Raw genomic sequence first — 22,961 nt, 5'->3', positions numbered from 1 at the left:
TAATTCCCGATATCCCTTTTTACCGAAACGAGGAAATGCAATGAAAGCGATGATCCTTACTTCATTTGGCGGCGCACAATCGTTCGAACTTTGTGAAGTGCCCAAACCAGTGCCACACGCGGGAGAAGTGCTGGTCCGGGTGCACGCCACCTCCATCAATCCGCTGGATTATCAGGTGCGCCGTGGCGACTATGCCGATCTGGTGCCCCTGCCAGCCATCACCGGGCACGACGTCTCTGGCGTTATCGAAGCGGTCGGCCCGGGGGTGACAGCGTTCATGCCGGGTGACGAAGTCTGGTACACCCCGCAGATTTTCGACGGTCCAGGCAGTTATGCCGAGTACCACGTCGCGGCCGAAAACATTGTCGGCAAGAAGCCGGCCGCACTGAGCCATCTTGAAGCGGCGAGCCTGAGTCTGGTGGGCGGCACGGCGTGGGAAGCGCTGGTCGTGCGGGCGGCGCTCAGAGTCGGCGAGAGCATTCTGATCCACGGCGGCGCGGGCGGCGTTGGTCATGTCGCGATTCAGCTGGCCAAAGCCATCGGCGCGAAGGTCTTCACCACTGTGCGTGAAGGCAATTTCGAGTTCGCCAGGCAGATGGGCGCCGATGTGCTGATCGATTACGAAAAGGAAGATTATGTCGCCGCGATCCTGCGCGAAACCGAGGGTCGTGGCGTCGATGTTGTGTTCGACACCATCGGCGGCAACACCCTGGCGCGCAGCCCCGACGCCCTCGCACAACTGGGCCGCGTGGTATCGATCGTAGACCTTGCCCAACCGCAAAACCTGATTCAGGCCTGGGGCAAGAACGCCAGCTACCACTTCGTGTTCACCCGACAGAATCGCGGCAAACTCGATGAGTTGAGCGCATTGATCGCCAACGGTCAGTTGCGCCCGCACGTTGGCGCGGTCTATCCGCTGGCCGACATCGGTCTCGCCCATGCCCGGCTGGAAACGCCCAACAACGGCGTTCAAGGGAAAATTGCGATTGCTGTCGTGCCGTCGCCCGAACTCGCCAATCGCTGAACTCAGTCCCGAGGAGAACATCATGATTTATGAGATCGCTTTACTGCCCGTTCACACAGGGAACAGCGAAGCCTTCCGGCAGGCATTTGCCGGGGTCGAGCCACTGCTCAGGCGCGCCAAGGGTTACGGCGGGCACTTGCTTGCGCAGGGAATTGAAACGCCTGAGGTGTTCAATCTGATTGTGCGCTGGCAATCCCTTGAGGATCACACGCCGGGGTTTGAAGCGAGTGAGGACCATCGGCTGTTCATGCTGGGTCTGGAGGAATATTTTTCCGAAGAGCCGAAGGTGTATCACATTGAGGGCGGCGCCTTTCAGCAGCCGTTCGACTAATAATCTCTCGGCTACACCGCGATTCATTGTAGGAGTGAGCCTGCTCGCGATAGCGGCGTATCAGTCGACATCTATATTGACTGATACATCGCTATCGCGAGCAGGCTCACTCCTACAGGGTTTACGGTAGCAGCAGGTAGATAGCACTCAGCGCCAACAACCCCGCCATGCTCCGATTGAACCAGCGCATCCCCGCCGCGTTGCTCAGATACCCACGCAAAAACGTCCCGGCATAAGCCCAGCAGCCGACCGACAGATAACAGATCACCAGATACACCGCCGCAAACTGCCACACCAGCCGCGCCTCGCCATCGGCGACAAACGCGCCCATGCCCGCGACGCAGGCCAGCCAGGCTTTCGGGTTGAGCCATTGCATCACCGCGCCGTACAGCATAGATGGCGCCCGCCCGGAATCCTTGGCGTTCAACTGTCCATCATCCACGGCCAGCTTCCACGCCATGAACAGCAGAAACGCCACGCCGGCCAGTTGCACCACCCGGGTCATGAACGGCCAAAGCTTGAGCACCTCATGCAAGCCCAGCCCCATCAGCACCAGCAGCAACACAAACCCCAACGTGGCCCCGGCGACATGCCGCTGACTGGCGCGAAAACCGAACTGCGCCCCGGAACTCAACGCCACAATATTCACTGGCCCCGGCGTGATCGACGCCGCCAACGCAAACGCCGCCATCGAAACAATCAGACTCATCGCACACCTGCTTCAAATCGAGGAACAAGGTGCTCACCCTAACCAGCACCCGATCCCCGGTATTGAAGAAAATGCCCCTGTGATCCTGATCGTTCCCACGCTCTGCGTGGGAATGTAGCCTGGGACGCTGCGCGTCCCCTTCAGAGCCGAACGCAGAGCGTCCGTTGAGGTATTCCCACGCGAAGCGTGGGAACGATCACATGACCCACCGCTTTCGCGAGCAGGCTCGCTCCCACATTAAAATCTACGCTCAGTCCAGACGCGGCACGGTGAAGCGGAATTCGCTGCCCTGCCCCGGTTCGCTCTCTGCGAAAATCCGCCCGCCGTGGGCTTCGACGATGCCTTGGGTGATGTACAAACCCAGGCCGGTGCCGGTCGGATTGCCCTCTTTCACCGTCCAGTAACGATCGAACACGTGCGGCAGGTGCTCCTTGGGAATGCCCTCGCCGCTATCGCGCACGGTGAAGACAATGTCATCGCCGACCGACGTCGCATGCACGCCCACCCTGCCCAGTCGCGGAGTGAATTTGATCGCGTTGCCGACCAGATTGGACAGCACCTGGAACAGCCGCTCCGGGTCAGCATGAATGCGCAGATCAGGATCGGCCGCGAAGGAAATGCTGATGTCCTTGTCCAGTGCCAACGGTGCAAGCAGCGCCTGCGCCTCTTCGAACATCTGCGCGACATCGAGCTTTTGTGGGGTGATGGAGTAGCGCCCGGCGTCGATTTTCGAGGTGTCGAGCAAGTCCTCCAGCAGCGTGTTCATGCGTCCGGCAGCCTGCTGCATGGTGTCGATGGCCGTCGAGATGCGCCGCGAAGTGTGCGGGCCGTCGGAGCTGAAGGCCTTTTGCATCATGCCGCAGAGCATCGAAATCACGGTCATCGGGTTGCGCAGATCGTGGGAGACCACCGCCACCAGCTCATCGCGGGCGCGCACCGCTTCCTGCTCGCGGCGCACCTGCCGGGCCAGATCGTTTTCCAGTGCCGAACGGCGCAGGTCATTGGCAGCGAACAGGTCACCGTGGCTCCACTTGGTGGATATCCCGGCCATCTCGACTTTCCAGATTTCAAACGAGGTGCGCGGGCGCAAGCGCAGGCCGGCATCGGAGTTTTCCAGGTCCAGCGGCTTGCGTGGATCGCCGCTCCAATTGATGTTTTCCTTGACCTCGGGGCGGAACCAGAACACGCCGTTGTCCACCGGTTTCGGCAGGCTCATGGCGAGCACGCCGCTGGCCACCTGCTGGAACTGCGCGGCCGGCGGATAGACGCTGGCCAGGTGATGACTGGCAAACACCGCCTCGCCGCTGTCCTGCAGCCACTTGTGCAAGGCGCGAATGTCTTCCGGCTCCGGGCAGTTGCCGTAGCGGTGCAGTTGTTTGTCTTCGATGATTGCAATACCGCCGGCATTGGTCAGCGCCATCAGGGTCTGCGGCTGATTGGCGAGGCCGTCGAAGACATTCTGCGGCGAGTCGATCATCGCTTGATTGAGCAGCGCCAAGGCTTCGACTTTTTCTTCGCGCTGACGGCTGATCTCCAGCGCTTCCATGGCGCTGATCTGCAGCGACAGCACCTGGCCGATGGTCTGACACGCCGCGCGCAATTCGTGCGGCACGTGCAGTGGCTGACGATTGCCGCAACTGATCAGGCCCCAGAGCTTGTCACCCTTGAGAAGGGAAATGCTCATCGACGACAGCACGCCCATGTTCTTCATGTACTGACAGTGGATCGGCGACACGCTGCGCAGGGTGGCGAAACTCAGGTCCAGCGGCGTGTTCGTGTCCGGGCGCAACTTTGGCAGCAGCGGCACTGGTTGATAGTCGGCATTGGGGATGATCCGCAGCCAATTGGTGCGATACAGCTCGCGCGCTTGTTCGGGAATGTCCGAGGCCGGGAAGAACAGGCCATTGAACACTTCCATCGACGGGTCGGAGGCTTCGGCGATGACCTGACCGTGGCCCTCCTCCTCGAAACGATAGATCAACACCCGGTCGTAACCGGTCATGGCCTGGATTTCCTTGACGCTGATGTCGTACAGCGCCTGCAACGTGGTCGCCGCTTGCAGACGCTGAAGCATGCGCCCCAGATGAGTCTGGTTGCCGGCGACGTTGCGCGGCTGGAAGTTCTCGACGTGGATTTCCAGCTCCAGGATCAATACGCCCTGATGACGATGCAACAAGCCCTCGAACGCGGTGCCGTTGAGCCTGAAGCGCAGCGGCTGCAAGTCGGACAGCGACGGTTGCAGCAAGGCCTCGCGCACTTTTGCCGCTTCGGCGTCGCCGATCAGGCTTTCCAGCGGCTGGCCGATCAGGCTTTGCGGCTCTCGGGCCAGCAACGTTTCGACATTGGCGCTGACCTGAATGATCACCAACTCAGGCTCGCTCAGGGTCAGCAACAAACCGTGGGGCTGGATCGCACCGGGAAAACGGATCGGCTCATCGGCACAGTTGGCCAGCAGTTCTTCAAAGGCTTCTTTGTCTTGCGGGTTCATGCCAGTACCTCCCGGCTTTCGAGCCAGCGCTCGAAACAACTGAATGTGGTTTGTGCCGCTGTGACGACGGCGGCGCGCTCATCGGCGCTCATCGGCTGATTGCCCAGATATTCGATGAAATCGCGCCAGCGCCGGCCCGTGGCGGCGCCGTAGATATCGAGAAAGGCCGCGCCGTTGTTGGCTTCCAGGCCTAACCGTGAAGAGATTTCGCGGCGCAGAATCTGCCCGCCGAGCGTCGCGCCCTCGAGGACGTAGAGCACGCCCAGGCAGGCAGCGCTTGAGTCGATGATCGGCAACTGCTGGCAGTGCGGCAGGCTTTGCAGCGCTGCGGCGGATACGCCCAGAGCTAGCAGGTCGGCGCGCAGGGTTGGCGTTTTGAGGCGGGGCGCCAGATCAAAATCGGTGGGGATTGCATCGCTTTGCTGCAGTGCGTTTTCCAGCGGTAAATAGAAGCCGTAATAGGCCTGCACCAGCCGGACAAAGGCCTGGGTATCGAGGGTATCGGAGAAAAAGGGAAGGCGTTTTTCCAGCGCGATGTGCAGCTCGGCAGTGCCGGCTCGCAGATCTTGCAGCACCGGTGGCACATAAACTTCACGGGCCTTTGCTTGCATGTAGATCGCTCTTGGTGGGGCCGCCTGGGGCCAAACGGGGTGAGTGCAACGTCGGCGAAATTTTACACGGCTATCGCGGTTTCTGACCGGCCGGATAGTTATTTCTGCCGAAACCATCACCCTCTGAGTCATTCAGAGTGAAGGCATCTGCAAAAAGTTCGACCGCGTTGCCCAACGGCGCCGGGCGCTGTACCGCGACAGCACCGCGTGACTGTATGGGTCTGGGCGCCCGGAGGCTGTGATAAAAATATCGTTCTCGTTACTGGAGTGCCGCCATGGATCTCGCCACGCTCATCCTGTTTCTTCCGGCCTGTTTCGCCCTGAACATGGCCCCCGGGCCGAACAACCTGCTATCGATCAGCAACGCCACGCGTTATGGCTTTCGCCGCGCCTGCACGGCGGGTATCGGGCGGATTCTGGCGTTTGCCGGGATGATCGCGCTGGCCGGTGCCGGTCTGTCGGTGGTGTTGCAAACTTCAGAATGGTTGTTCCATGCGATCAAGATCATTGGCGCGGCGTATTTGCTGTACTTGGCCTGGCAGTTATGGCGGGCCAATCCTGAGGCCGAGCAGCAGATGACGGGCGCGACCGTTGGCTTCTTTGCGTTGGCGCGGCAGGAGTTTCTGGTGGCGGCGGGCAATCCGAAGGCGATCCTGTTATTTACCGCGTTTCTGCCGCAGTTCGTCGACCCGGCACGCCCGGTGCCGGCGCAGTTTGCGGTGCTGGGCGTGCTGTTTCTGCTGCTGGAGTGGATCGCCATCAGCGCCTACGCGTGGATGGGCCTGCACATGCGCCGCTGGTTCGCCGAGCCGCGCGGAAAACGAATGTTCAATCGTTGCTGCGCAGGCCTGCTGTCGGCGGCGGCTTCGGTGCTGTTGATGGCCAAACGCGCTTAAGCCTCGGACGGGCCTTTGAGTTCGACCTGATTGCCGTCCGGGTCGAAGCAGTACAGCGACAGCCCTTTGCCTTCGGCGCCGAAGCGTGACTCGGCTTTTGCCACGCTCAGGCCGAAGGATTGCAGGTGTGCGCTTAGCGTTTCTTCGTCGAACGGTTCGATGCGCAGGCAGAAATGATCAACGTTACGCCGCTCGCTGCCGGCCGCCCCGCCGCCCTTGCGGCCGAGTTCGCCTTGCAGGTCGACCAGATCAATCATCGAAGTGCCGGCGCGCAGGTGTATCAGGCCCAGCGGTTCGTTGCGTTTGACCACTTCGGCGCCGAAGACTTGACCGTAGAAGTCGATGCTGCGTTGCAGATCCGCGACGCGCAGGACGATGTGATCGATATGTTGGATGGAAAATGGATGCATCGGGCACACCTCAACAAACGGTAGGAGCTGCCGATAGCGGCGATCTGGGATTTTGGGACGCGGAGCGTCCCAGGCTGCATTCCCACGCAGAGCGTGGGAACGATCAAGATCGCAGCCTGCGGCAGCTCCTACACGGTAGTTCAGGGGATTTGAAAATTCACTGTCGATTTTTCGGTGGAGCCATCGACAAACTGGTTTTACTCTCGAGCCATGAACATACAAACCGCTGTCCTGCCGCCCCACGCCGAAATGGTTCGCGCCATGCTCGAACGCGACACTGCCTATGAAGGCGTGTTCTTTACGGCCGTGAAAACCACCGGAATCTTCTGCCGCCCCAGCTGCACGGCGCGCAAGCCGAAACCGGAGAACGTCGAGTTCTTCGCCCAGGCTGATGACTGTCTGTCGGCGGGCTATCGCGCCTGCCTGCGTTGTAAACCGCTGGACGCGGCGGCCATCGCGCCGGACTGGGTGCAGCGCCTGCTCACCGCCGTGGAGGCCGATCCAGAGCTGCGCTGGAGCGACGCACAACTGCTCGCTGAAGGCATCGAGCCGCTAAAGCTGCGCCGTTGGTTCAAGCAGCACTTCGGCATGACCTTCCATGCGTGGCTGCGAACGCGCCGCTTGGGCATGGCGCTGGGCGGGATCAAGCAAGGCACCTCGATTGATCACGCCGCGTTTGATTCCGGTTATGAATCGCTCAGCGGTTTTCGTGATGCTTTCCAGAAGTCGTTCCACATCACCCCCGGTCGCGCCGAACACAGCGAGCCGCTGCTGTTCACCCGACTGACCACCCCGCTGGGGCCGATGATTGCCATGGCCGAGCGGCGTGGCCTGGTACTGCTGGAGTTTCTTGATCGCCCGGCGCTGACCCGCGAAGTCGAAGAACTGCAACACCGCTACGGCTATGCGGTCGCGCCGGGGCACAACCCACATCTGCAACAGATCGAGCAGCAACTGGCGCAGTATTTCGCCGGTCAACTGACGACCTTTACCGTGCCACTGCACCTGCCCGGCAGCGAGTTCGCCCGGCAGGTCTGGTCGGCGCTGCTGCAGATACCTTACGGCCACACCAGCACCTACGGCGCCATCGCCGCCGGTTTGGGCAAACCCGGCGCCAGTCGCGCGGTCGGTCTGGCCAACGGGCACAATCGGTTATCGATTGTGGTGCCCTGCCATCGGGTGATCGGCGCGGATGGCTCGCTCACCGGCTATGGTGGTGGACAACCGCGCAAGGCGTTTCTGCTGCGGCTGGAAAACGCCGCCGTGCAACTCACCCAACAACTGGCATTCTGACCCACCGAATCAACTGACAAGAAGGATTTTTGATGAACGCGCTCGCTACGCAGTTTCACCAGTTGCACCAGCAAGGTCTGTTGATTCTGACCAATGTCGCCGACGCCACCGGTGCGCGACTGGTCGAGCACCTGGGCGGTAAAGCCGTGGCCACCAGCAGTGCGGCAGTGGCCTGGGCTCACGGTTACCCGGACGGCAACACCCTGCCCCTTGAACGTCTGGTGTCGACGGTGGAATCCATCGCCCGGGTGATCAGCATTCCCTTGACCGTGGATGTCGAGGCCGGCTATTCCGATGACCTCGGGCCCGTCGCCGAAGTGCTGGATGCGGTGATCGCAGCGGGGGCAGTGGGCATCAATATCGAGGACGGTTCTGCCGACCCCGAGTTGCTCGCGCGCAAGATCGAAGTGGCGCGACAGGTGGCCAACAAGCGCGAGGTGCAGCTGTTCATCAATGCACGCACCGATGTCTATCTGAAAAGCCTTGTGCCGGCCGAGGATCGCGTCGCCGAAACCCTGCACCGCGCGGCGCTGTATCAAGCGGCCGGCGCGGATGGTTTGTTCGCGGCGGGCGTCACCTCGGCCTATGAAATCGAGGCCATCTGCAAAGGCACGACGCTGCCGGTCAATGTCCTGGGTTTCGCTTGCCTGCCTTCGCCGCAAGAACTGCAAGCGCTGGGCGTGCGCCGCTTGAGCGCGGGTTCCGGCATCGCCGAATTCCTCTATGGCGCCATGGGCGGGCTGGTGAAAAGCTTTCTGGCCAGCGGCAAACTCGATACCCATGATCTCAAGGCTTTCACCTACGGCGAAGTCAACGGCTTGCTGAAATAACATGCCTGATGCCTATCAAGCGGCCAGCGAGTTTCTGTCCGCGCTCGATGCGGACTGGCAACGCCATATCGCAGCGGTCGGCCCGTGCCGGCATCAACCGCATCCGGCGCGTGATCCCTACGAGTCGCTGGTGCGGGCGATTGCTTATCAGCAACTGCATGCCAAGGCCGGCGATGCGATTGTCGGGCGGCTGGTGGGGTTGTTTCCTGGGCAGTCGTTTCCGCGGCCGGAGCAAATCCTTGCGACGGATTTTGAGCGCATGCGCAGTTGCGGGTTTTCCGCGGGCAAGATTGCGACGATCCAAGGGATTGCCCAGGCGACGCTGGATGGCGTGGTGCCGGATTACGCCACGGCGCTGGCGATGGACGATGAGGCGTTGATCGAACGTTTGGTCAGTTTGCGCGGGGTGGGTCGCTGGACGGTGGAGATGTTGCTGATTTACAGCCTGGAACGCATGGATATTCTGCCGGCGGATGATTTTGGTGTTCGCGAGGGGTATCGGCGGTTGAAGGGGCTGGAGGTGCAGCCAACGCGCAGGCAGATGGTTGAGATCGGGTTGGCCTGGAGTCCTTTTCGGACGGTGGCGGCGTGGTATTTGTGGCGGGTGCCTAAACCGCTGCCCTCACCCTAGCCCTCTCCCAGAGGGAGAGGGGACTGATTGGGGGAGATTGGAGATTCACGTCGACCTGAAATAACGTCTTTGAAACCATGAACGCCAAGACTTCTCAATTCCATAATCGACTGCCCTCACCCTAACCCGCCCGAAACGTCGGACCGCCCAAAGGTAGAGGGGACTGATTGGAGGATATTGGAGATTTTACGTCGACCTGAAATAACGTCTTTGAATCCATGAACGCCAAGACTTAGATCCATAATCGACTCGGTTTTTCAGGTCGATGTATAACGCAAGACTCCTCGCTCGGCTCCCTCTCCCTCCGGGAGAGGGCTGGGGTGAGGGTCTGCTTTTCACAGCCCGGACTTCAACCGGCTGAACGCCCGCATCAGCGCCCGATTGAACGCCTTGCCATTATCATTTTTGCTGTACAGCGTGGCCCTGACGGCGGCCGAGGGATACGTCCCCGGATCATTGCGTATTGCGGCATCGACCAAACCATCCGCCGCCGTGATCGCATTGGCGTAGTGAATGGTGTCGGTGATCGGCGCAATCACTTCCGGCGTCATCAGATAATCCATCAGCGCCATCCCGGCCTGGGGATGCGGCGCGTCCTTGGGCACGACCATGGCATCGAACCAGATCAACGTGCCCTCTTTCGGAATCCGGTAACTCAATGTGAACGGCTTCTTCGCCGCCTCCGCCTGCCCCGCCGCAATGGCGACATTGCCGTTCCACGACATCGCCACGCAGGTATTGCCATTGGCCAGATCGCTGATATTCAGATCATTGTCGAAATAGCGGATATACGGCCGGATCTTCGCCAGTTGCTGCTCGGCGAGTTTCAAGTCATCAAGATTTTGCCGATTGATGTCCAGCCCCATGTACTTCATGACAGCGGCAAATACTTCGTTGGGATCGTTGAGCAGACTCACCCCGCAATCGGCGAATTTCGAAACCACCGCCGGATCGAACAACATCGCCCAACTGTCCGTCGGCGCCTCGGGTAACCGCTGTTTTATCGCCTCCTCCTGATAGCCGAAGCCAGTGGTGCCCCAGGCGTAAATCCCGGCATAGCGATTGCCCGGATCGAACACCGCCATGTGCTGGCGAAACTCTTCACCGACCCCGGCGAAGTGAGGCACCCGGGCCTTGTCCAACGGCTGGATCGCGCCGCTCTCGATGGCCCGCGACAGGTGCTGTCCGGCGGTCAACACCAAGTCGTAACCGCTGCGCCCGGTAAGCAGTTTGGTCTCGACGGTTTCCAGCGAATCAAAGTGATCGGCGACCACATGAATGCCAGTCTGCGCCTCGAAATTCTTCAGGGTATCCGGCGCCAGGTACTCGCCCCAGATGTACAGATTTACTACCGGTTTGGCGGTGTCGGCAGCCTGCACACACAAGGGGGCGAGCACCAGCATCAAGGCTTGAGTCAGTTTGTGCAGGCGCATGGTCAGGCTCCTTTTTTCAGGCCGGCGTATTGCGGCATGGTGATGCACGCGACGTTGCCGCCGCCGAGAAGGATTTCCCGGGAGTTCTCGATGCCGACAATCTTGTGCTGCGGGAACAGTTCGGCCAGCGTCGCCATGGCAACCTTGTCGTTACGATCACCAAACAGCGGCACAACGATCGAGCTGTTGCCGGCGTAGTAGTTGATGTACGACGCGCAGATTTTCGTGCCGGCCTGACGAGTGTGGGTGCTGTCCTGCTGGTCGAGGCCGTCGGCTTCTTCGGCGGTCCACTCGAGCACGTCCGGTTGCGGCAGCTTGTGCACGATCAACTCGCGGCCACGGCTGTCGCGGGTGCTGCGCAGGATGTCGTAGGCTTCTTGATAAATTTCCCACTGCGGATCGTCGCGGTTGTCGGTCCATTGCAACACCACTTCACCGGGACGCGCAAAGCAGGCGAGGTCGTCGACATGGCCGTCGGTTTCGTCGAACTTGCAGCCGCGTGGCAGCCAGATGACTTTCTCGGCGCCGAGGTAATCGGTCAAGCGTCGGGTGACTTCGTCCTTGCCCAGATGCTGGTTGCGATTGCGGTTGAGCAGGCATTGTTCGGTGGTGAGGATGCTGCCCTCGCCGTCACTCTGGATGCCGCCCAACTCGGCAATCAGCGGCGCGCGGTAGCGGTCGAAGCGCTCAATTTCGAGGATCTTGCTGGCGATCTGGTCGTCCTTGTCCCACGGGTAATAGAGACCGCCGTCAAGACCGCCATAGGCGTTGAATTCGAAGTCGACGCCGCGCACTTCACCGCTCTGATCGTTGACCACAAAGCATGGGCCGCTGTCGCGAAACCAGGTGTCGTTGCAGGTCATCTCGACCACGCGCACTTGCGGCGGCAACTGCCGGCGGGCCGTGGCGAACTGCGCGGCCGATGCGCACACGGTGACCGGTTCGCTGTGGGAGATGGCGGTGACGATCTGCACCCAGACTTTCTGCGCCGGTTTGGCGCCGTTGCGCCAGACATCGGTGCGCTCCGGCCAGCCGAGCCAGCAGCCGGACTTGGTTTCGAATTCGCCGGGCAGACGGAAGCCGTCCTGTTTGGGGGTGGAGTCGAGCAAACGTGCCATGGTCAAACCTCGTCTTCGCGATGGGAATGACCACAGGCTAAGGGCGCACGCAGTACGCCCGCCAACGATGATTATTGCGGAACAGTTGAATTCAACTCATCAATCGGCCAGTTGATCGTTGAACCATTCGAGCATCTGCGCCACCGCCGGACGCTCCAGCCGCAGCCGTTCACAGACCAACGCATATTGGCCGAGGGCAGTCATGCTGGATGCGAAGGGCCGCACGAGGCGACCACTCTGTAAATCCTCCTGCGCGGTGAGGTTATCGCCCATGGCCACGCCCTGCCCTTGCGCCGCCGCTTCCAACGCCAAACCAGCGTGGGCGAAATACAACTGACGCTGCGGACGTAGATCACCGGCGTGGCTGGTCAGCCACGCGGTCCAGGTCTTGCCGTCCTGATCGTCGTGCAGCAGGCAGTGACGGGCCAGATCCTTCGGGGTTTTCAAGCTGCCCTGGTTGAACAGGCCGGGGCTGCACACCGGGAAGAACTGCAAGGCTGGCAGCGGCCGCACGAAGTAGGCGCTGCTGTCCACCGGGCCGGTGCCATAGGTGATCGCCAGGTCGATGTCTTCGCCGGGCGCCGTGGCGTCGATCGGTTGTTCGTAGAGGTGCAAGGTGATGTGCGGATAACGCGCGTAGAAATCAGTGAGGCGACTCATCAGCCACTTTTGCGCGAGTTCGGCAGTGACGGCCAGTCTGAGCACCGCCAGCGACGACGGATCGCGCAATTCATCGCAGGCATCGCCGATCAGTTCGAAGGCTTGTTGCAGGCTTTGCATCAGCCGCCCGGCGGCGATGGTCGGGCGGATTTGTCGGCCTTCGCGGATGAACAGCGAGACGCCGAGTTGTTCTTCGAGCTGGCGGATCTGATGGCTGACGGCGCTGTCGGTGACGCACAGTTCGGCGGCTGCACGGCCGAAATGCGCGTGGCGGGCGGCGCATTCGAAGGTGCGCAGGGCGGCCAGGGAGGGGAGTCGTCGCATGGGGGGTGGTCCGTTTTTTTAGTCATGCTGACTGGCTCGTCGATATGAGTCCAGCCCGTTACCCTCACCCCAGCCCTCTCCCGGAGGGAGAGGGGGCCGATCGGGGGATATTGACGATGTACGCCGACCTGAACGTGCTTGGGTGAATCCATAATCGACCGGATTTCCCAGGTCGATGGATGACGCAAGACAACTCGGTCAGTCCCCTCTCCCTCTGGGCGGTCCGACGTTTCGGGAGGGTTAGGGTGAGGGGCTTTTGCCTGTATCGCACTGTATACCCGGAAGCCGCAGACACACCCAACGCACAATTCCCCATCCTGCCGACACATCACCGATACACCCCAAAGCTGAAATGACCCGGTCGATTTCACTCAATTCACCGGAGACGCCTCATGACCACCACCCTTTCAACTGCGGTCAAATCCCTGCACCTGAACCTCGACCGCGCCGGTACCTGGCTCGCCCCACTGACCCTGCGCCTGTTCATCGCCTGGGAATTCTTCGAGTCCGGACTGGAGAAATTCAACGGGCAGAACTGGTTCGAAGACATCCAGGACAAATTCCCCTTCCCGTTCGATCACCTGCCGGCAACGCTCAACTGGGAATTGTCGATGTGGGCTGAACTGATCTGCGCACTGGCGATTCTGGTGGGCTTCGGCACACGAATCTCGGCGATCTCGCTGATCGTGGTCACCGTCGTCGCCACCGCCGCCGTGCACTGGCCGGCTGACTGGTCGTCACTGAGCGAGTTGGCGCAGGGTTATGCGATCACTAACAAAGGTTTCGGCAACTTCAAGCTGCCGGCGATTTACCTGGCGGCGCTGCTGCCGCTGGTGTTCGCTGGCGCCGGCAAGTTGAGTGTCGATGCGTGGCTGGCGCGGGTGTTCTGGAACCAGAGCACCCGCTGAGGCTCAATGCGCCCGATCAAGGCCGGCGAGCAAGGCGCTGTCACGGCTGTAGATGTCCGGTGAGTAACGCACGCGGCCGCTGCTGTCGACCTGTGCCGTCCAGTAAGTCATCAGGATCGGCACCGGCGCTGACAGGCGAAATTCGTGGGTGGTGCCGGTGGCCAGCAGGGTTTCGGTGCGGGCCTTTTCTGCGGGTGTGAGCAACAAGTCGCGCAATTGCATCGGATGCTCGACCCGCACGCAGCCGGAGCTGAAGGCGCGCGGGCCTTTTTCGAACAGCGCCTTGCTCGGCGTGTCGTGCAGATACACCGAGAACGGGTTGGGGAAGCGGATGACCATTTGCCCCAACGGATTACGCGGCCCGGCATCCTGACGCAGCATGATGTTGCCGGGGTTGTCCCAGTCGATGTCCGCTGCCGCCAGCGGCTGACCGTTGGCGTCGAGCACTTGCAGGTTCTGGCGGCTGAGGAAGGTCTGGTCCTTGCGGATTTCCGGCAGTTTGTCTTCTTTCCAGATGGTCGGCGGCACGGTCCAGGTCGGGTTCAGGGTCAGGCGTGTCACCCGGGATTTGAGCAACGGCGTCTGGCGCTCGGCGCGGCCAACCTGAGTGCGCGTTTGCCACACCGCCACGCCGCCCTGATACAGCGTCAGTTCAGCGGCGGCGACGTTGACCAGCAAGCCATTGGGCTCCAGGTCCTGGGCCATCCAGCGGAAACGCTCGAGGTTGACCCGCAACTGTTCGCGGCGGGTCAGCGGACTGATGTTGAGTTCAGCAATCGTTCCCGGCCCGACCACACCGTCAGCCTGCAAGGAATGGTTGGCCTGAAAACTCTTCACGGCGTCGACCAGCACGCCGTCATACGCATTGCCGGGTGTGCCAATGATCTGGGTCAGATAGCCCTCGCTGTACAGACGCTGGGCCAGTTCCGGTACGCGTTTGTCTTCCATGGCCGGGCGCAGCAGCGGCCCGTTGCCCACCGCTTGCCATTGCGGCAAGGTTTTGAGCCGTTGCGCCGCATAGAGCTGACGCAGGTCCTGATATTGCGCCAGACGCGGACGGGCAAGGTCGAACGCAGCGGGAATGTCGTGCAGGCCGGGAACGGCGATGGCCAATAATTCCGCCTGACGGTCGCGCGGAGTGGCGTCGGCATGCCACAGCGGTTCGAAGTGCGATTGCAGCAGGAGACCGTAGTGCAAATCCTGCAGGGCCTGGAGATAGTTGCGACTGATGTCGATGTCGGCACACAACTCGCCATCCTGAGGCGCAGTGGTGGCGATCGGATAGTTTTTTGGATTGAGGCCATCATCGGCCAACAGCTGTAATTGCGCATGCAACACCGGCAATCGTGCGGATTCGTTAGCCCACACCGGCATCCAGTCCTGCTGCTGGTAGAACGCTTGCAGTTGCGTCAGCGCCGGGCCGTTGAGGCGCGTGGCAATCGCCGGACACGACTGCGCCAGACTGATCAACACCGCCTGCAACGGACTTTGCGGCTCGACCGGCATTTCCGCCGGTGGTGTTGGCAATGTCTCCAGCGGTGGCAGCGGCTCATCGGCACAAGCGACAAACGGCGCAGCGAGCAAACAAATGCTCAAGTAGCATGCGTACTTTTTGAACAACTGCTTTACTCCAATCCATGGCCGTCTAGATGATGGCCAACCTTACATCAGGTGCGCTGAACAGTCAGGCTCGATCTGCGGGCTTGCGGGTATTGACTGGGAGTCAGGAGCCAAAGTGCCAAATATGTAGCAAGTGAGGACACTTTATAAAATGTTGACGTTTTTGCGCCGACTTCTGCTGACTGCCACCGCTATCGTCGTGACCAGTCCAGTTTTTGCCGCCGGCAAACCATCGCCGGTTCTCTTCACCAGCCTCGCGCACGCCGCGCCAGAACTCAATCCCCAAGCGCTGAAAGGTGCTTTGAACGCCATGCAATGCGCGGTCAACAACGGTGCGAAGCCGTCCCGCCATCTGGCGATCATCGACTATTCGCAACCGTCCACCGAACGCCGCCTGTGGATCTTCGACCTGAGCAAAAAGAAATTGGTGCTGCGCGATCTGGTCGCCCACGGCTCCAACTCCGGGGAAAACTTCGCCACGCAGTTTTCCAATGTCGAAGGCAGTTACCAGTCCAGCCTCGGCCTGTTCCGCACCCAGGAAAGTTACAGCGGCACCCACGGTTATTCGCTGCGCATGGACGGTCTGGAGCCGGGTTTCAATGACATGGCCCGCGATCGTGCGATCGTCATTCACGCCGCCAGCTATGTGAATCCGTTGTGGAGCAAGAAACAGGGGCGCATCGGCCGCAGCCAGGGCTGCCCGGCGGTACGACCACAGATTGCCAAGCAGGTGATCGACCGCTTGAAGAACGGCCAGTTCATGTTTTCGTGGTACCCGGATCAGCGCTGGTTGAAGTCCTCGCCTTATCTGAACTGCCAGCCGCAGCAGGTGGCGAGCATCCTCAATACCCACGCGAGCTGACCGACCACCACAAATCCCCTGTAGGAGCTGCCGAAGGCTGCGATCTTTCGACTTTGACTTTTAGAAGCAAGATCAAAGATCGCAGCCTTCGGCAGCTCCTACAGGGAGATTCGCAGTCACTTTCATTACAACTTTGTCATTCAGCTGTCGGTTTGCCGTGCGGATCGCTCGGTAGCCTGAAGTTGTCCCGGCGCCAATGCCGATCAACTTTGACCACTGAGTGACTGATCATGAAAAGCCTCCTGCTCGCCTTCACCGCCCTCCTCGCCACCGGCAGCGCGTTCGCCGCGAACATGCCCGACACCGCCGTGATTCATGACAAATCCGGCTTCTACGTCAAGCTGGATGTCGACAAAGTCCTGTCCAGCACCGATATTTCACAAGCGTGTGGCGTGGTCCCGGCGCAAATGAATTATCTCGACCATCAGGGCCGCGAGCATGTGCTGGACTATCAGGTACAAGGCAGCGGTTGCATCAATGACCATTGAGACTGATCGATGAATATTCTGGTTGTCGAAGACGAACCCAAGGCCGGCAATTACCTGCTCAACGGATTACAGGAACTGGGTTACAGCGTCAGCCTCGCCCGCGACGGTGCCGACGGGCTGCACCTGGCGCTGGAACACAGTTTCGATGTGATCGTGCTCGATGTGATGATGCCGAAAATGGATGGCTGGGAAGTCCTGCGCCGGTTGCGCAAGGAGGCTGACACGCCGGTGCTGTTCCTCACTGCTCGCGATGACATTGCTGACCGCGTCAAAGGCCTGGAACTGGGCGCTGATGATTACCTGATCAAGCCGTTTTCCTTTGCCGAACTGGTGGCGCGCCTGCGCACCCTGACCCGGCGCGGGCCGATCCATGAAGACGAACAACTGCAAGTCGCCGACCTGCAGATGGACGTACTCAAGCGCCGCGTGAGCCGTGCCGGTGTACGCATCACCCTGACCAACAAAGAGTTTGCGTTGCTGCAGTTGTTCGCCACGCATACCGGGCAAGTGCTGGCGCGTTCGCTGATTGCCTCACGGGTGTGGGACATGAATTTCGACAGCGACACCAATGTGGTCGATGTCGCCGTGCGCCGCTTGCGGGCGAAGATCGATGATCCGTTCCAGCTCAAGCTGATCCACAGCGTGCGCGGCATCGGTTATCGCTTCGATACGCAGCCATGAGCAGCCCTCGGCCGTATTCGTTGACCTTGCGCCTGGCGCTGGTGTTCGCCCTGCTTGCGTTCGCCTCGCTGGCTGGCCTCGGCGCTGCGCTGTACAACGAACTGGAGCAACAGTTGATCCGCCGTGATGACACAGCGCTGGTCAGCCGCGTCGATCAGTTGCGCACCTTTCTCAACGACAGCAACACTCTGGAGCTGATCAAGAACAAACCGGCGCTGTTCCAGAACATGCTCGGCAACCACGAAGCACTGCTGACCATCGGCACGCCGGGGCAACCGCCGCTGCTGGTGGTCAACCCGGGCAACCTGAATACACCGACGTTGCCAGCGGTGCCCATCGATCATGCGATGACACTCAAAGACGTACAGTATCTGCCGAGTGTCGACGGCGTGCCGTTTTCGGCGGTGGCGGCGAGTATCGATTCCGGAGAACTGGGCAATCTGCAAGTCACCACCGGGCGCCTGATGAGCGAGCGCACGGCGATGCTCGCCAATTACCGTTTGAGTGTTTATGGACTCGCCTCGCTGGCGGCACTGTTACTGGCGGTGGTTGGCTGTTTGCTGGTGTATCGCGGTTTGCTGCCGTTGCGGCAACTGGCGAAGCACGCTCATGGCATTGGTGTCGGCAACCTTGGCGAACGCCTCGCCAGCAGCGGTGCGCCGCGAGAATTGCAGCCGATGATCGAGGCGTTCAATGCCATGCTCGACCGCCTCGCCACGGGTTTTGCGCAATTGAGTCAGGTGTCCACCGACATGGCCCATGAACTGCGCACGCCGATCAACAATCTGCTCGGCGAAACCCAGGTCGCGCTGCAGCAGAATCGCAGTATCGAGGCTTATCAGCAGTTGCTCGCCTCCAACGTCGAAGAGCTCGAACGGCTGACGCGGATGCTCGACAACATGCTGTTTCTGGCCCGCACCGATCCGGACAGTGCCCTGAGCCAGCGCCAGGAGCTGGACGCGGCGGATGAGATGCAACGCATTGCCGATTACTTTGAAGGATTGGCGGCAGATGTCGGGATGAGTATCGAGGCCCGTGGCAGCGGTGTGATCTGGGCCGAGCCGATGCTGCTACGCCGCGCACTGGCCAATCTGTGCGCCAATGCGATCAAGTACGGAGAGGCGGATTCGACGGTGCAGGTGGAAGCGATTGCCGAGGCGGATGGCAGTTATTTGCGGGTGCGCAACCACGGCACGACCATTGCGCCTGAGCATCTGGCGCGGCTGTTCGAACGTTTTTACCGGGTCGATCAGTCCCGTGAACGCTCGGCGCAATCCAATGGTCTGGGCCTGTCGATTGTCGCGACCATCATGCAGTTGCATCAGGGCCGCTATAGCGTCAGCAGTGTCGATGGCATCACCTGCTTCGAATTGTTCTTCCCTGCCCGGCAATCACCTTCCTCGACTTTTCCGCCGTCATCGCTGGCAAGCCAGCTCCCACAATGATTGGCGCTGAATCCAGATTTCCGGCCAACCCAAAACCCTGTGGGAGCTGGCTTGCCAGCGATGAGGTCAGCTTGATCAACATCAACTTTCCCTGACCCGCAGCTACCGCGAGCAGGTCGAATCGGCGCGCTGTCGCTCCCACAGCTTGATCTCGGCTCGGCTGATGATCAGGGCTGTCAGCATCAGTGCTGAGGCGACGCCGAAAGTGATATGCAATCCACTGGCAATCGCCGTTGCCGGCGCTTGCGTCGGATCCCCCGCCGCCAGCGCAAACACCGCACCCATTACTGCCGCCCCGGTAATCAAGCCAAGATTGCGCGCCAGCCCGAGCATCGCCGAAACCACGCCGCGCTGCTCCTGACGAACTCCGGCCATCAACCCGGTGTTGTTCGCCGCCTGAAACAGCGCATAGCCGACGGCGACCACTGCAATCGGCAGCAAATAGGCGGGCAACCCCAGACTCATCGGCAACAGCGCCAGCAAGCCACAACCGCAGGCCATGCCAAGCAACGCGCCCGGCACGATCCGGCGCGCGCCGAAACGATCCACCAGACGCCCGGCCGGCACACCGCCAAACGCAGACAACAGCGGTCCGATCGATAACGCCACGCCGACCATTGTGCTGCTGAGACCCAAACCCCGGTGCAAGTAAAACGGACCGACCACCAGCGTGGTCATCATCACCGTGGTCACCAGCAACGTCAGCGTCAGACTGCTGCTCAATCGCGCGTCGCTAAACAGCGACAAACGAATCAGCGGCGACTTGGCCTTCATCTCGACCACGATGAACAATCCTGCGCCGCCCAGGCTGGCCAGCAGCAATGGCACGGTGAAACCTTCAAGGGTCATTGCCAGCGCATAGGCCGCCAGCGTCAACACCAGCACCACGCTGCCAGAATAATCGAACGCGACTCGCGGCCCTGTTGCCCGATCCGCCGGCAAATAGCGGTACACCAGCCACGCATTGAGCAAGCCCAGCGGTACGTTGAGCAAAAATATCGCCTGCCAGCCGACATGCGTCATCAACAGCCCGCCCAGCGACGGCCCGAGACTGGTGCCCGTCGCCGACATTGTTGCCAGCAACCCCATCGCGCTGCCCGCCCGCGATTTGGGCACCGCATCGGCCACCAACGCCACGGTCAAGGCGAACATGATCGCCGCGCCGACGCCTTGCACCGCTCGCGCACCGATCAGCCAGCCCAGTCCCGGTGCCAGCGCGCAGGCCAACGAAGCGCTGGTGAAAATGCCGATCCCGATCAACAGCAATCGACGTCGACCAAAGCCATCGCCCAGCCGCCCGACACTGACGATCAGCGTGGTGATCGCCAGCAGGTAAGCCAGCACGATCCATTGCACCTGTTGAAACGTCGCCTCGAACGCCGTCGCCAGAATCGGCAACCCTGCGTTGGCAATACTGGTGTCCAGCGACGGCATCAACATCGACAGGGCCAGACTGGTCAGCGCCCATCGGGCCGAAGTGCTCAGGGATTCTTGGGACATGGCAGGCTCACAGTGCAAAGGTGACCGGCCATAGCCTGAGCCTCGACAACACACGGCGCAAGACGCATGCTTTGCACTCAATACCTGCATGGAACGCCATGTCATGAGCGCCCCGGATCTGAACCTGCTGATTACCCTCGACGTGTTACTGCGTGAAGGCAGCGTCGCCCGCGCCGCCCAGTGCTTGCGGTTGAGCCCGTCGGCCATGAGCCGCGCCCTTGCCCGTCTGCGCGAAACCACCGGAGATCCGTTGCTGGTGCGAGCGGGTCGTGGCTTGGTGCCAACACCCCGCGCATTGGAATTACGCGAACGAGTCAGCCATCTGGTGCAAGACGCCGAGGCGGTTTTACGACCTGCCGAAGTGCTCGACCCCGGCCGCTTGCAACGCACCTTCACCCTGCGCAACACCGACGGTTTTGTTGAAACCTTTGCCGCCGCTCTGCTCGCGCGGATCGCCGAAGAAGCACCCGGCGTGCGCCTGCGTTTTGTGCAGAAAGCCGACAAGGACAGCACGCCGTTGCGCGAAGGCCGTGTCGATCTGGAAACCGGCGTGGTCGACGACAGCACCGACCCGACGCTGCACAGCCGCATCCTGTTTCAAGATCAGTGGATCGGTGTAGTGCGTGAGGGGCATCCGTTGAGCGCGGGAAAAATAACCAGCAAGCGCTTTGCCGGTGGCCAGCACATTCTTATCTCCCGACGTGGGCGCAGCAGCGGCCCGGTCGACGAAGCACTGCTCGCGTTCGGACTGACGCGGGACATCGTCACCTCGTTCGGTGGCTTCTCGGCAGCGCTGACGCTGGTGCGGGAATCAGACCTGATTGCCACCGTTCCACAACGTCATACGAGCAAACTGCGCACGGGCCTGCACAGTTTCGCCCTGCCCTTCGCGATGCCGGACATCAGCGTGTCGATGCTCTGGCACCCGCGCATGGACGCCGACCCGGCGCATCGCTGGTTGCGCGATTGTGTGCGGCAGGTCTGCGCTTAACGCGCGTCGCCACCCGCTGGTTTGTAGAAGAGGAATTTTTTCGTTTCGGCAGTCTTGCGGTACTCCTTGGCCCAGCTCGGATGCACGTTGCGGTCGTGGAAATACAGCGCGCCGTTGGTGCGATCCTTGAGTTGGCGGTTCAGCGCTTTGCGGGCGATGTCCTTGGCCAGCGTGTATTCGGCATCTTCCTTGACCTGATCCGGACGCCCATCGCACCACCAGGAAAACTGGCAGCTTTTGGTTTCCGAGCCTTGTTTGACGACAGCACACACCGTGTCGGGAAAGCCTTCGTGGCCGAGGCGATTCATCACCACACTGGCCACGGCTTCCATTTCCGGCGTGTCTTTGCCTTTGGCTTCCCAATAGATACTGCGCGCCAGGCAAGTGATCGGATCATCCAGCGGCGCGGCGCCGACCGGGTCCACTGCCTGCACTTCGGTGGGGGTAATGGCTTCGGCTTTCGGTGCCGGTGCGGCGCTGACTTTGTCCGCCGCTTTCTCTTCCAGTACTTGGGCTTTTTCTTCAGCCTTCGCTTTGATCGGGGCCTGATCGGTGGCCCATGCAGAGCCTGCCAACAAGGTGAATACGAGACAACCCGCCCATCCTTTCAATCCCATGTGTGTTCTTCCGGCAGCGCCCGAGTCGGGCAAGGTGTTACGTCGGGGAGACACCCGTATCCCGGGGTCTTCGGTGAGTGTAGACGGCAAATCCATCGGCAAAGTTGCGCAGAAAAACCGCTGAATGAAGAAAAAAGACATTGCACTCCCCGGGGGCCTTTCGCGCATCATGGGCGCATTCAGCTCCAGGGAGATTTCCATGCGCTTCATGCCATCCGTTTTGCGTCTTGCCGTTTTGTCCGTGGGCGTTATGTTTGCCATTCCGGCCATGGCTGGCGATGAATCGCAACTGATCGAGTCGATCAACAGCTACCGCAGCCAGCCGCAGCGTTGCGGCAGTCAGGCGTCGAATGAACTGCCACCGCTGTCAGCTGATCCACGGCTGAGATTACGCGCTACCGGTGCCGTCGATCTGCAGCAAGCCATGGCCAGCGCCAGTTACCCGATGGTCAATGTGCAGGCGATCACGCTCAACGGCCCGCGTGATGCGGCGTCGGCGATGAAGGCAATTCAGGAGAGTTTCTGTCAGGTGGTGCTCGATCCGCAGTTCGTCGATGTCGGTGTCAGCCGCGATGACCGTGACTGGCGCATCGTGCTGGCGCGGCCGCTGCTGTCGGCCAAGCTCGGTGACGCGCAAAGTGAGGGACAGAAGTTGCTCAATGAACTCAATGTCGCCCGTAGTCAGGCGCGTCAGTGTGGTGGTCAGGCGTTCGCCGCTGCCGCACCGCTGGCGTGGAACGCGACGCTGGGCACGATCGCCCAGGATCACAGCCGCGACATGGCCAACAACAACTACTTCGACCACAAGGACCGCGACGGCCGTACTCCCGGCGATCGCGCCGAACTCGCCGGCTACAGCGGCCAACAGGTCGGCGAAAACATCGCCGCCGGACAAGACACCGTGCACAAAGTCGTCGAAGGCTGGCTCGCCAGTCCCGGCCACTGCGCCAACCTGATGAACCCGCAATACCAGGAACTCGGCGCCGCCTACGCGACCGACCCGAAAAGCAGTGCCGGTATCTACTGGACCGCGATGTTCGGCGCCCAGTAACTCAAATCTCAAACACACCGCCCCCACAGGGGCTTGAGTT

23 protein-coding genes are annotated in these 22,961 nt (G+C 61.0%); 13 read left to right on the top strand and 10 right to left on the bottom strand.

What is annotated here, in order from left to right; translation table 11 throughout:
- Positions 1-40: 40 nt before the first annotated feature.
- Together ACM6IN_RS10175 and ACM6IN_RS10170 are read left to right on the top strand one after the other, a co-directional pair.
- Positions 41-1,024: a zinc-dependent alcohol dehydrogenase family protein gene (locus tag ACM6IN_RS10175; protein ID WP_414915915.1), complete on the top strand. Its 984-nt coding sequence runs from the start codon at positions 41-43 to the stop codon at positions 1,022-1,024.
- Positions 1,025-1,046: 22 nt separating this feature from the next.
- Complete coding sequence (locus ACM6IN_RS10170; protein WP_414915914.1) at positions 1,047-1,355, top strand: antibiotic biosynthesis monooxygenase family protein; 309 nt, start codon at positions 1,047-1,049, stop codon at positions 1,353-1,355.
- Positions 1,356-1,476: 121 nt separating this feature from the next.
- On the opposite strand, the gene ACM6IN_RS10165 is transcribed toward ACM6IN_RS10170, so the two are convergent.
- The 3 genes from ACM6IN_RS10165 to ACM6IN_RS10155 form a co-directional block, all read right to left on the bottom strand.
- A complete protein-coding gene (locus ACM6IN_RS10165; protein WP_414915913.1) occupies positions 1,477-2,064 on the bottom strand; it encodes a LysE family translocator in 588 nt (195 codons plus the stop codon).
- Positions 2,065-2,314: 250 nt separating this feature from the next.
- Entirely contained in the window at positions 2,315-4,552 is a 2,238-nt protein-coding gene (locus ACM6IN_RS10160; RefSeq protein ID WP_414915912.1) for an ATP-binding protein, read from the bottom strand.
- A complete protein-coding gene (locus tag ACM6IN_RS10155) occupies positions 4,549-5,163 on the bottom strand; it encodes a biliverdin-producing heme oxygenase (protein ID WP_007915661.1) in 615 nt (204 codons plus the stop codon). The genes ACM6IN_RS10160 and ACM6IN_RS10155 overlap by 4 nt, the downstream gene beginning before the upstream one ends.
- 275 nt (positions 5,164-5,438) lie before the next feature.
- Here ACM6IN_RS10155 and ACM6IN_RS10150 point away from each other — a divergent pair, with 275 nt between their 5' ends.
- A complete protein-coding gene (locus tag ACM6IN_RS10150; protein ID WP_095113563.1) occupies positions 5,439-6,059 on the top strand; it encodes a LysE family translocator in 621 nt (206 codons plus the stop codon).
- Here the strand turns inward: ACM6IN_RS10150 and ACM6IN_RS10145 are convergent.
- Positions 6,056-6,469, bottom strand: coding sequence for a VOC family protein (locus ACM6IN_RS10145; protein ID WP_414915911.1), 414 nt, complete (start codon positions 6,467-6,469; stop codon positions 6,056-6,058). The two genes, ACM6IN_RS10150 and ACM6IN_RS10145, sit on opposite strands and share 4 nt — an antisense overlap.
- A 210-nt stretch (positions 6,470-6,679) precedes the next feature.
- Between ACM6IN_RS10145 and ACM6IN_RS10140 the strand changes: the two genes are divergently transcribed.
- Genes ACM6IN_RS10140 through ACM6IN_RS10130 form a run of 3 tightly spaced genes read left to right on the top strand, consistent with a single transcriptional unit; the run spans position 6,680 to position 9,223 of the window.
- The gene (locus tag ACM6IN_RS10140; RefSeq protein ID WP_007915654.1) at positions 6,680-7,762 is read left to right on the top strand and encodes a bifunctional transcriptional activator/DNA repair enzyme AdaA; all 1,083 of its coding nucleotides are present in this window, start codon (positions 6,680-6,682) and stop codon (positions 7,760-7,762) included.
- 32 nt (positions 7,763-7,794) lie between these two features.
- On the top strand, positions 7,795-8,592 hold the full coding sequence (locus ACM6IN_RS10135; protein WP_414915910.1) for an isocitrate lyase/PEP mutase family protein: 798 nt from the start codon (positions 7,795-7,797) through the stop codon (positions 8,590-8,592).
- Position 8,593: 1 nt separating this feature from the next.
- Entirely contained in the window at positions 8,594-9,223 is a 630-nt protein-coding gene (locus tag ACM6IN_RS10130; protein ID WP_414915909.1) for a DNA-3-methyladenine glycosylase family protein, read from the top strand.
- Positions 9,224-9,558: 335 nt separating this feature from the next.
- On the opposite strand, the gene ACM6IN_RS10125 is transcribed toward ACM6IN_RS10130, so the two are convergent.
- The 3 genes from ACM6IN_RS10125 to ACM6IN_RS10115 all read right to left on the bottom strand — a co-directional run bounded on the left by ACM6IN_RS10125 (position 9,559) and on the right by ACM6IN_RS10115 (position 12,758).
- A complete protein-coding gene (locus ACM6IN_RS10125) occupies positions 9,559-10,656 on the bottom strand; it encodes an extracellular solute-binding protein (RefSeq protein ID WP_414915908.1) in 1,098 nt (365 codons plus the stop codon).
- A gap of 2 nt (positions 10,657-10,658) precedes the next feature.
- Complete coding sequence (gene aguA, locus ACM6IN_RS10120) at positions 10,659-11,774, bottom strand: agmatine deiminase (protein ID WP_414915907.1); 1,116 nt, start codon at positions 11,772-11,774, stop codon at positions 10,659-10,661.
- A gap of 99 nt (positions 11,775-11,873) precedes the next feature.
- The gene (locus tag ACM6IN_RS10115; protein ID WP_007915644.1) at positions 11,874-12,758 is read right to left on the bottom strand and encodes a LysR substrate-binding domain-containing protein; all 885 of its coding nucleotides are present in this window, start codon (positions 12,756-12,758) and stop codon (positions 11,874-11,876) included.
- Positions 12,759-13,150: 392 nt separating this feature from the next.
- Between ACM6IN_RS10115 and ACM6IN_RS10110 the strand changes: the two genes are divergently transcribed.
- Positions 13,151-13,666 (top strand): DoxX family protein, encoded by a 516-nt coding sequence (locus ACM6IN_RS10110; protein ID WP_414915906.1) that lies wholly within the window; start codon positions 13,151-13,153, stop codon positions 13,664-13,666.
- 3 nt (positions 13,667-13,669) lie between these two features.
- Here the strand turns inward: ACM6IN_RS10110 and ACM6IN_RS10105 are convergent, their stop codons facing one another.
- Positions 13,670-15,286: a L,D-transpeptidase family protein gene (locus ACM6IN_RS10105; RefSeq protein WP_095113570.1), complete on the bottom strand. Its 1,617-nt coding sequence runs from the start codon at positions 15,284-15,286 to the stop codon at positions 13,670-13,672.
- 151 nt (positions 15,287-15,437) lie between these two features.
- Here ACM6IN_RS10105 and ACM6IN_RS10100 point away from each other — a divergent pair, with 151 nt between their 5' ends.
- The 4 genes from ACM6IN_RS10100 (at position 15,438) to ACM6IN_RS10085 (ending at position 18,762) form a co-directional block, all read left to right on the top strand.
- Positions 15,438-16,148, top strand: a complete 711-nt coding sequence (locus tag ACM6IN_RS10100; protein ID WP_007918401.1) for a murein L,D-transpeptidase catalytic domain family protein — start codon at positions 15,438-15,440, stop codon at positions 16,146-16,148.
- A 230-nt stretch (positions 16,149-16,378) separates the two neighbouring features.
- The gene (locus tag ACM6IN_RS10095; RefSeq protein WP_414915905.1) at positions 16,379-16,636 is read left to right on the top strand and encodes a DUF2790 domain-containing protein; all 258 of its coding nucleotides are present in this window, start codon (positions 16,379-16,381) and stop codon (positions 16,634-16,636) included.
- Positions 16,637-16,645: 9 nt separating this feature from the next.
- Positions 16,646-17,317 carry a heavy metal response regulator transcription factor gene (locus tag ACM6IN_RS10090; protein WP_414915904.1) on the top strand — a complete coding sequence of 224 codons (672 nt, stop codon included), beginning with the start codon at positions 16,646-16,648 and terminating at the stop codon, positions 17,315-17,317.
- The gene (locus ACM6IN_RS10085) at positions 17,314-18,762 is read left to right on the top strand and encodes a heavy metal sensor histidine kinase (protein ID WP_414915903.1); all 1,449 of its coding nucleotides are present in this window, start codon (positions 17,314-17,316) and stop codon (positions 18,760-18,762) included. The genes ACM6IN_RS10090 and ACM6IN_RS10085 overlap by 4 nt, the downstream gene beginning before the upstream one ends.
- Before the next feature lie 102 nt (positions 18,763-18,864).
- Here ACM6IN_RS10085 and ACM6IN_RS10080 read toward each other — a convergent pair whose 3' ends face one another.
- Complete coding sequence (locus ACM6IN_RS10080) at positions 18,865-20,262, bottom strand: MFS transporter (protein WP_414893704.1); 1,398 nt, start codon at positions 20,260-20,262, stop codon at positions 18,865-18,867.
- Between the two features lie 103 nt (positions 20,263-20,365).
- On the opposite strand from ACM6IN_RS10080, the gene ACM6IN_RS10075 reads away from it, so the two are divergent.
- On the top strand, positions 20,366-21,253 hold the full coding sequence (locus tag ACM6IN_RS10075) for a LysR family transcriptional regulator (protein WP_095113573.1): 888 nt from the start codon (positions 20,366-20,368) through the stop codon (positions 21,251-21,253).
- On the opposite strand, the gene ACM6IN_RS10070 is transcribed toward ACM6IN_RS10075, so the two are convergent.
- On the bottom strand, positions 21,250-21,870 hold the full coding sequence (locus ACM6IN_RS10070; RefSeq protein WP_123376714.1) for a cell wall hydrolase: 621 nt from the start codon (positions 21,868-21,870) through the stop codon (positions 21,250-21,252). The two genes, ACM6IN_RS10075 and ACM6IN_RS10070, sit on opposite strands and share 4 nt — an antisense overlap.
- A gap of 199 nt (positions 21,871-22,069) precedes the next feature.
- On the opposite strand from ACM6IN_RS10070, the gene ACM6IN_RS10065 reads away from it, so the two are divergent.
- Positions 22,070-22,921: a CAP domain-containing protein gene (locus ACM6IN_RS10065; protein ID WP_007918421.1), complete on the top strand. Its 852-nt coding sequence runs from the start codon at positions 22,070-22,072 to the stop codon at positions 22,919-22,921.
- The last annotated feature ends 40 nt before the right edge of the window (positions 22,922-22,961 follow it).

It is taken from the genome of Pseudomonas sp. IT-P395 (assembly GCF_949767675.1).
In the GTDB taxonomy this organism is placed as follows: domain Bacteria; phylum Pseudomonadota; class Gammaproteobacteria; order Pseudomonadales; family Pseudomonadaceae; genus Aquipseudomonas.
The sequence above is the reverse complement of the archived record's forward strand: the minus strand, read 5'-3'. Positions and strand labels throughout refer to the sequence as shown.